Below are 7,569 nucleotides of genomic sequence, written 5' to 3'. Positions count from 1 at the left end.
ATTTAAAATTCCTCCGTTAGCTTGGACTATCTAGCGTTTTGTTCGTGTACCCGATTTAAAATTTTAAATAACGTAAAATCCCAAATTCTCGTGTTTAAGGATAATTTTTCTGATCTCTTTTAGTAAGCTGAGCGAGGCTTCGATTTCGACGCGGCGGGTGCTTACGCTCTCGACGTTTGCGCCTACGCTTACACCTTTTGCGAGGGCGTATTTATAGATGAAATCAAACATCTCCGCGCACAGCGCTGTTGAACTTTGTAAGATATCGACGCTGCTTTGCAGCCGTTGCTGCAAAAAATCTGGCACCGAGATGCCAAGCCACTTCATAAACTCAAGCGTCTTTAGGCTGCCGCACGGCGTGAAAGTAAAGATTATCGGCACCTTTTTGCACTCCAAAGCAGCGTAATCGTCGATGAAATCTTTGGCGTTTTGTACATTATAAACCGCCTGAGTGATAAAAAATTCGCACCCGTCCGCAGTCTTCTCCGCGATTTTTAGGTGCTCGTCGCGGCTCTTTTCATGGCGTTCAGGAATGCAGATGCCGCCTAGGCAAAGATGCGGCGCCACGAGTCGCTTGAGCTCATAGGCGCAGCTTAGATGCAGTTTGCATTCTTCGTTTTTAGAGCTCGCCCCCACGAAAACGCCCAGTCCGCTTGCGGCATGCCTTAGAATTTCGCAAAATTCCGCTTCGTCATATTTGCCTACCGCGCGGTAGATGATCGCTTCTTTATCGGTATGTAGATACTGCGTGTAGTAGCGTGCAGGATCGATCGTATGCACAAAAGGGAAGGTCCGCTCATCTTTTGTGCGCGCGCTTTCGTCTTGTAGATCGTAGATAACGATACCGTCGCATTCACATTCGCTTAGGCGTTGCGACCACGCCGTACCTAGTCGCTCGAGCTCGTCTTGAGAGGACGTGATTTTAGGCGGGACGATGCCGTAGAGCAAAATTCCGCTTTTTCCGTTTCTAATTTTTTCTTTTAACACTTGCCATTCCTTGATTTTTCGCGCATTTTAGCAAATTTAAATTTAAAAATTTAAATGATATAATGCCGCACAAATTGCAAATTTAAGGAAGGCAATGAAAACGCTTCAAGAAAATTTAAAGCTTTTTTATCTGGGGCTTGAAAACGGCGAGCCGTTTTTGTATAAAAACAAGGATCTGACGACCCACGCGCTTATCATCGGAATGACCGGCAGCGGTAAAACGGGACTTGGCATCACGCTGCTAGAGGAAGCCGCGATCGATAATATCCCATCCATTATCATCGACCCGAAAGGCGATCTGACAAATTTAGCTCTTACCTTTCCGCAGATGAGGGCTGAGGATTTCGAGCCTTATATCGACGAGGCCGAGGCACAAAATAAAGGTCTTAGCGTGCGCGAGTACGCCGAGCAGACCGCAAATACTTGGCGCGAAGGGATCGAGGGCTCGTATCAAGACCTGGCGCGAGTACAGCTTTTGAAAAACAGCGCCGATTTTAGAATTTATACGCCCAAATCAAGCGCAGGGCTTGGGATCAGCCTACTAAGCGACTTTGAAGCGCCGAAGGGCTTAAACGAAGAGGATTTGAATAATTACATCGGCGGCATCGCCACTAGCGTGCTAAGCCTTGCAGGGATTAGCAGCGATAATCTCAGCTCGCCGGAATTTTTACTAATCAGCCAAATTTTAACCTATCATTTCGGCAGAGGCGAGGGGGTGAGCGTGGTGGATCTCATCGCGCAGATCGGCAACCCGCCATTCGATAAGATCGGCGTTTTCGACGTTAATACCTTCTTTCCGAGCGATAAGCGAATGGCGCTTGCGATGAAGATTAATGCGCTCATCGCAAGCCCGAGTTTTAAGCTTTGGTGCGAGGGCGAGCGACTAAATATCGCCAAGATGCTATTTGATGAAAACGGCAGGGCGAGAGCGAATATATTTTCTATCGCGCATCTAAACGACGATGAGAGGATGTTTTTCGTTACGCTGCTTTTGGGCGAGATGATCAAATGGATGCGCACCACCAGCGGCACGAGTTCCTTGCGCGCCGTGCTTTATATGGATGAAATTTACGGCTTTTTTCCGCCAAACGGCAATCCGCCGAGCAAAACCCCGATGCTTACGCTGCTAAAGCAGGCTCGCGCTTTCGGACTTGGCTGCGTATTATCGACGCAAAACCCGGTCGATCTCGATTATAAAGGGCTTAGCAATATTGGTACGTGGTTTATCGGGCGCTTGCAGACCGCGCAGGATAAGGAGCGCGTCATCAGCGGTCTAAGCGGTATCGGCTCAAATCCGATCGACAAAAGCGTGCTTATGGAAAAAATTTCAAACCTCAAAAAGCGAAATTTTTTGGTAAAAAACATCAACGAGGACGTGCTGCGAGTGATCGAGACGCGCTTTGCGCTAAGCTATTTAAAGGGTCCTTTAAGCAACGAGCAAATTTCAAATTTAATGAAAGACAAAAAGGCTGAAATTTCGTCCGTGTCGGGCGCCGCGCAAGGCGTCAAATCCGCCGGCTCTGCCAAACCCGTAGTTTCTGCTGAAATTTCGCAGCTTTATAGCTACGGCGCGAGCCTTGAGCTAAGCCCGTATCTATATGCAAGCGCAAAGATGCGATTTTGCGACAAGGGAGTCGATTTTACGCAGCAACGCTCATTTTTGCTTTCGCTTTCGGACGGGGGCGAAATAGATTGGAATGAAGCTAGCACGCGAGAGGTCGCAAATTTAAGCGGACAGGAGCAGGCAGGCTCCAGCTACGGCGCGCTTCCTAGCTTCATCGCGGGCGCAAAAAATTTAAATGCTCAGCTTAAAAGCTTTAAGGAGTGGATCTACCGCAACGAAAAGTTAGAACTTTTTAGCGCGCTTGATCTGCTCTCAAAACCGGGCGAGAGCAGGGAGGAGTTTTTTGTGCGCCTAAGCGATAAGGCGAATGAAATTTTAGAGGCGAAAACCGACGAGATCGCGGCTAAATTTGAAAAGGAAAAGGCGCGCCTTGAGGATAAAATTTCGCGTGCTAGCGAAAAATATGAGAAGGAAAAAAGCGACGTGCTAAGCCGCGGCGTAGATACCGCGCTAAGCATAGGCGGAGCGATCTTGGGAGCGTTTTTAGGCCGCTCGCGCAGCGCCGGTAACATCTCCAAAGCGATCAGCGGCGCAAAGAGCGCGCATAAAATTTTAAATGAACGAAGCGAAGCCAAAAATGCACAAAATAGCCTAAGCGCGCTACAAGAGGAGCTGGAGATGCTTACGCAGAAATTTGAGGCTGAAGTGGACGCGCTAAAACAGAGCCTGGATCTAAAAAATATCAAGCTTGAAACGAAGGAAATCGCGCCGAAGAAAACGGACATTTACGACGAGAAAATTTCACTGCTTTGGAAGAGTTAAAGGGATTTTATGAAAAAATCGGGAATTTTAGAATTTTTACTTAGTATCGTTACGGCGCCAAATTTTTGGTGCTACGTCGCGGCGTATCTGATCGCTGCGATCCCCTTTGGGCTTTTGATCGGCAGATACCTAGGCGGCGTGGATATCAAAAGCGAGGGCAGCGGCTCCATAGGCGCCACCAACGTCCTTCGCGTCTTAAAAACTCGCGATCCGAAAAAAGCAAAAAAACTCGCGATCCTCACCGTCGCTTGCGACGCGCTAAAGGGCATCCTGCCGATACTGTTCGCGCGGGCTTTAGGCTTTGATGAAAACGTGCTATGGAGCATGGCTGTCTTTGCAGTGCTTGGGCATTGCTTTAGTCCGTATCTGAAATTTAACGGCGGCAAGGGCATTGCGACGGGAGCCGGCGTGCTTGCTTGCTTCATCCCTATCGAGCTTATCATCGCGCTTGCCGTTTGGTTTGTAGTCGGCAAGACGGTTAAAATTTCATCCGTAGCATCGCTTGCAGCGGCGCTTGCGCTAGTTATCGTAAGCTACGTGATCCATCCGCAGATGCCAGCGATCAACACTCACGCGCCGATCTTTCTGATAGTTTTCATAGTATTTTACAAACACGCGCCGAATATCGCCAGGCTACTTAAGGGCGAGGAAAAGCGCGTAGTATGATTAAAATTTTAATCGAAAAGCTGGAATTTGGCGCGATAATCGGGACGCTGGATTTTGAGCGCAAGCGCGAGCAGCGCGTCTGGGTGTGGGCGAAGTTCGGAGCGGAGGAATTTATCGACTATGCGCGGGTTTGCGAATATATCAAAGCGGAGCTTCGCGAAAAAAAATTTCGCCTCGTAGAGGACGCGCTAAAATACTTCGCGCAGGAGTTTCACTCAAAATTTCGATCGATGGATTATTTTTATATGAAAATTTTAAAGCCCGAAATTTTACAAGACGCGAGCGTAGGCGCGGAAATAGAGATAAAATTTTAAAATTTCTTTAAAAAATCTTGAAATTTTGCTTAAAATATGTTAAAATCGCCGCAAAATTTTAAGGCAAGGAAATTAAATGAGAATTTTAATAGTCGAGGACGAGGTGACTTTAAACAAGACGATAGCGGAGGGCTTGATGGAGTTCGGCTATCAGACGGATACTTCCGAGAGTTTTAAGGACGCAGAGTATTATATCGGCATTAGAAATTATGATTTGGTGCTAACCGATTGGATGCTAGCTGACGGCAACGGCATCGATCTCATCGCATTAGTTAAGCAAAAATCCGCGCGCACCTCTGTCGTCGTGCTATCTGCAAAAGACGATAAAGAAAGCGAGATAAAAGCACTTCGCGCGGGCGCGGACGATTTTATCAAAAAACCTTTCGACTTTGATGTTTTAGTAGCACGCCTCGAGGCTAGACTTCGCTTTGGCGGCTCAAATATCATCAAAATCGACGATCTCATCATCGATCCGGATGAGGAAAAGATCACATATCTAGGTCAAGAGATCGAGCTTAAGGGCAAGCCATTTGAGGTGCTAACTCACTTGGCGCGCCACAGCGATCAGATCGTAAGTAAAGAGCAGCTGCTAGACGCCATCTGGGAGGAGCCTGAGCTTGTTACGCCAAACGTCATCGAAGTCGCGATCAATCAAATTCGACAGAAAATGGATAAGCCTCTAAACATCTCTACGATCGAGACCGTTCGCAGACGCGGATATAGATTTTGCTTTCCACAAAAAGCTTAAGAGTCCGCTTTGTAATACAATTAGCATCCGCTTCGTTGATGCTAATTGTCATTTTTTCGGTAATGCTCTATAATTATATGAGAATTACTATCTTCGAAACTCCCGTTCAAAATTTAATCCAAAGAGCACAAAAAATCGTAGAGGTCTCCGTGCCGCCTGAGAAAATTTCATCTTTTTTACAAGACGCATCCGGTGAATACGAAAGCAAAATCATCGAAAACGAAAGTATCAATAAACCTAAATTTATCGAAAGCTCCGAGGGCGGCAGGAGCTATTTACAGCTGCACTATCCTTATGGTAAGGATAAAATTTTAAGCATCAAAGCAGACGTGAGCGTCTATGCAAACATCGTAAATCAAATACTCATCGACATCATTTTGGTAAATTTGACGATGATATTTTTGGTGGTGTTTTACGCGATGTTTCTTTCGCGCATGCTACTAATGCCGATTAAGCTGATCAGCCAAAGGCTCGCTTCGGTGGATGAAAAATTTCTAAAGCCGATCGACGCAGCGGAAATTCCAAGCGAATTTAGCCCGCTTTCAAACAGCATAAACCGCCTACTTGAGCGCATTGAAACTTTCATTTTGTATCAAAAAGAGCTTTTTATCGGCATCGCGCACGAGCTTAAGACTCCGCTGGCGGTGATGAAAACCAAAAACGAAGTCACGCTAATTAAGCCGCGCGAGAGCGAGAAATATATCGAGGCGCTTAAAAATAACAACGATTCGATCGATAGTATGAATAAGATGATCAGCTCCATTCTGGAGATTGGACGGCAGGAGGGGGCGCAGTTTGAGGCACCCGAGCAGACCGATATGATCGCGTATCTACGGGAGCTATGCGTGGGCTTTAAAATTTTAGCGCGTACGGCGGGCAAGGACTTGACGATGGATCTTAAGCCCGAACAGCTTGAAATTTCGGTGCAGAAAAGTCTCTTTATGCACGTGATTCAAAATTTTATCCAAAACGCCATAAAATTTTCTCCGGACGGCGAAAAGGTGCTGATCGAGAGCGAAATTTCGGATGGAAATTTCATAGTGCGGGTCGCAAACAAAGGCGAGCCGCTTAACGAAGAGATTGATTATTTTGCCCCTTTTAAGCGCTACGGCGGCAAACCGGGAGCCGGGCTCGGGCTATTCTTAGCCAAAAATGCTGCTCAAGCGATGGGTGCGCAAGTAGATCTTAAAAACGATGAAGCGCGCTTGCTAATCGTTGCAATTTTCAAGCTTCCGCTAAAAAATTTAAGAAATAGCCCGAAATTCCGCTATTTTAAAACAAAATGAAGCTTTTTATGGTATAAACGCCATAAATTTTTTCGTAAGGTAAAATTATATGTCATTGTTGATTACAAAAGAATGCATCAGTTGCGACGCGTGCCGCGAGGAGTGCCCTAATGAAGCTATTTTTGAGGATGAGCCGATATACATCATAGATGCCGATCGATGCTGCGAGTGCGTAGATGATTATTCAGAGCCCGCTTGCATCGTGGTCTGCCCGGTCGAGTGTATCATCACCGATCCCGATAATATCGAGACGGCGGACGAGCTGAAATACAAACACGTCCATATGGAAATTTAAATGCCCAAGCGCGTCGCCGTCATAGATCTGGGCTCAAATTCCGCCAGAGTCGTGATTTTCGAGCGCACGAGCAGGCTCGGATTTTTCATTTTGGCCGAGCACAAGATCAAGATCCGCCTAGGCGAAGGCGCTTACGAAAACGGCGGAATTTTAACTCCCGAAGCGATGCAAAAATGCCTGCTGGCGTTTAAAAAGTTTAAAACCCTCGTATGCAATTACAAGGCCAAGCGCGTGCTTTGCATTGGTACATCCGCGCTTCGCGATGCGCCGAACGGAGCCGAGTTTATAAATCTCGTCCGCAAGCAAACGGGCATCACGATCCGCAAGATAGACGGGCAGATGGAGGCGTATCTAGGCGCCTATGCGGCGCAAAATTTGCTTAGCGACTTTTCCGAGGGCGTTACGCTGGACATCGGCGGCGGCTCGACCGAGCTTGCTTACATAAAAAACGGCAGGATAGAAAATAAAATTTCTCTAAATTTAGGCACGGTGCGGCTAAAGGAGCTGTTTTTCGATCGCGGCGACACAAAGGGGCTAGAGAAATACATAAATAACGCGATCTCGCAAGTAGGCACCGAGTTTCGCACGCAAAATTTAATCGTAATGGGCGGCTCTGCGCGAGCGCTCTCGGGCGCCGTGATGAGCCTGCAAAACCATCCGCTAAAGATCGTGCATAATTTCAGCTACGATTACGAAAAATACGCGCCGTTTTTTGCCAAACTAATGAGCGCAAAGACGCTTGATCTGGCGAAATTCCCGATCAAAAAGGACCGCTACGACACGATCAGAGAGGGCGCCATCATCTTTGATAAGATCGTAAGGCGCCTGGGAGCGAAAAAGATCATCACAAGCGGCGTGGGAGTGCGAGAGGGGGCGTTTTTAAGCTC

8 protein-coding genes are annotated in these 7,569 nt (G+C 47.1%); 7 read left to right on the top strand and 1 reads right to left on the bottom strand.

The window, feature by feature from the left end:
- Positions 1-63 precede the first annotated feature (63 nt).
- Positions 64-987: a methylenetetrahydrofolate reductase gene (locus Q0620_RS10555; RefSeq protein ID WP_297882905.1), complete on the bottom strand. Its 924-nt coding sequence runs from the start codon at positions 985-987 to the stop codon at positions 64-66.
- A gap of 94 nt (positions 988-1,081) precedes the next feature.
- On the opposite strand from Q0620_RS10555, the gene Q0620_RS10550 reads away from it, so the two are divergent.
- The 7 genes from Q0620_RS10550 to Q0620_RS10520 all read left to right on the top strand — a co-directional run.
- Positions 1,082-3,373, top strand: a complete 2,292-nt coding sequence (locus Q0620_RS10550) for a DUF87 domain-containing protein (RefSeq protein WP_298785093.1) — start codon at positions 1,082-1,084, stop codon at positions 3,371-3,373.
- 9 nt (positions 3,374-3,382) lie between these two features.
- A complete protein-coding gene (gene plsY / locus Q0620_RS10545; RefSeq protein ID WP_298785091.1) occupies positions 3,383-4,039 on the top strand; it encodes a glycerol-3-phosphate 1-O-acyltransferase PlsY in 657 nt (218 codons plus the stop codon).
- Positions 4,036-4,353 (top strand): dihydroneopterin aldolase, encoded by a 318-nt coding sequence (locus Q0620_RS10540; RefSeq protein WP_298785090.1) that lies wholly within the window; start codon positions 4,036-4,038, stop codon positions 4,351-4,353. Before plsY ends, Q0620_RS10540 begins: the two co-directional genes overlap by 4 nt.
- A 76-nt stretch (positions 4,354-4,429) precedes the next feature.
- Positions 4,430-5,101: a homeostatic response regulator transcription factor HsrA gene (hsrA, locus tag Q0620_RS10535; RefSeq protein ID WP_005871260.1), complete on the top strand. Its 672-nt coding sequence runs from the start codon at positions 4,430-4,432 to the stop codon at positions 5,099-5,101.
- Positions 5,102-5,139: 38 nt separating this feature from the next.
- Complete coding sequence (locus Q0620_RS10530) at positions 5,140-6,387, top strand: HAMP domain-containing sensor histidine kinase (protein WP_298785088.1); 1,248 nt, start codon at positions 5,140-5,142, stop codon at positions 6,385-6,387.
- A gap of 49 nt (positions 6,388-6,436) precedes the next feature.
- On the top strand, positions 6,437-6,682 hold the full coding sequence (locus tag Q0620_RS10525; protein WP_005871264.1) for a YfhL family 4Fe-4S dicluster ferredoxin: 246 nt from the start codon (positions 6,437-6,439) through the stop codon (positions 6,680-6,682).
- Positions 6,683-7,569: Ppx/GppA phosphatase family protein (locus Q0620_RS10520; RefSeq protein WP_298785086.1), on the top strand; the 887-nt coding region annotated here is incomplete at its 3' end.

Origin of the sequence: uncultured Campylobacter sp. (genome assembly GCF_938017615.1) — a bacterium.
GTDB lineage: Bacteria > Campylobacterota > Campylobacteria > Campylobacterales > Campylobacteraceae > Campylobacter_B.
Note: the sequence above shows the minus strand (reverse complement) of the source record. Positions and strands in the feature narration are given on the sequence as shown.